The sequence below is a fragment of the Acinetobacter sp. SWAC5 genome (assembly GCF_003419885.1).
GTDB classification, from domain to species: domain Bacteria; phylum Pseudomonadota; class Gammaproteobacteria; order Pseudomonadales; family Moraxellaceae; genus Acinetobacter; species Acinetobacter cumulans.
Genome location: NZ_QUWR01000072.1, coordinates 1 through 863, shown reverse-complemented (window position 1 = coordinate 863; position 863 = coordinate 1). Strand labels below are relative to the sequence as shown.

1 protein-coding gene is annotated in these 863 nt (G+C 33.5%); it reads right to left on the bottom strand.

Going from position 1 to position 863, the window contains the following annotated elements:
* Positions 1-19: 19 nt before the first annotated feature.
* Entirely contained in the window at positions 20-784 is a 765-nt protein-coding gene (locus DYI81_RS17855; protein ID WP_004985728.1) for an IS5 family transposase, read from the bottom strand.
* Positions 785-863: the final 79 nt, after the last annotated feature.

Genomic DNA, 863 nt, shown 5'->3' with positions numbered 1-863 from the left:
ATTAGGGTCTGTTGACATTTCAAGTATAGAATTTACCCGATAAAGGTAGCCAAATAAATATACAAGCTAATGCAACTGCACCCTCATAGCTACACTTTAACTTATCATATCGTGTTGCTATTCCTCTGAACTGCTTTAACCTACAAAATGCATTCTCCACTAAGTGTCTGATTTTATATAAATACCAATCCATATGGTCATTATTTGACTGGGTATTTGATTTTCTTGGAATATTCGCTTTAGTTTTTTTCGCAGATATTTGTTCTCTTAATGATTCAGAGTCATATCCTTTGTCTGCACAACACACTTCCGTTTCACTCAAATCTAGTTTTTCAATCATTTTGGGAGCAATCTTGACATCATGTGTCGTTCCATCGGAGATAATAATTTCGATTGGATTGCCATCCGCATCAACAGCTAAGTGTATTTTAGAACTATTGCCACCAATGCTTTTAGAAATATCCTGATCTTTTATTCCAGCAGAATGTTGATGTGCCCGAACATGACTACCATCAATAAAAACCCATTCCACATCAGCATTTGAAGAAATTAATTTAAATACTTTCATTAACTTATCATTTTTACACCAACGATTATATTTTTTAAAGATTGAGTTATACGAACCAAATTCCTTAGGCAAATCACGCCACGGACAGCCTGTTCTTATTCTATAAAGTATTGCTTCGACAAAATTTCTCAAATTAGATTTGAAATAGATATTAAAATTTCGGAAAATAGAAAGTAACTTAGACCAGTGTTGATCATTCAGCATTGTACGAGGCATAGCGAGAAGTAAATTTGGTTTGGCGATTAAATTTTACTTTCTCGCTATTTTTTTGAACAGAAAATGTCAACAGACCCTA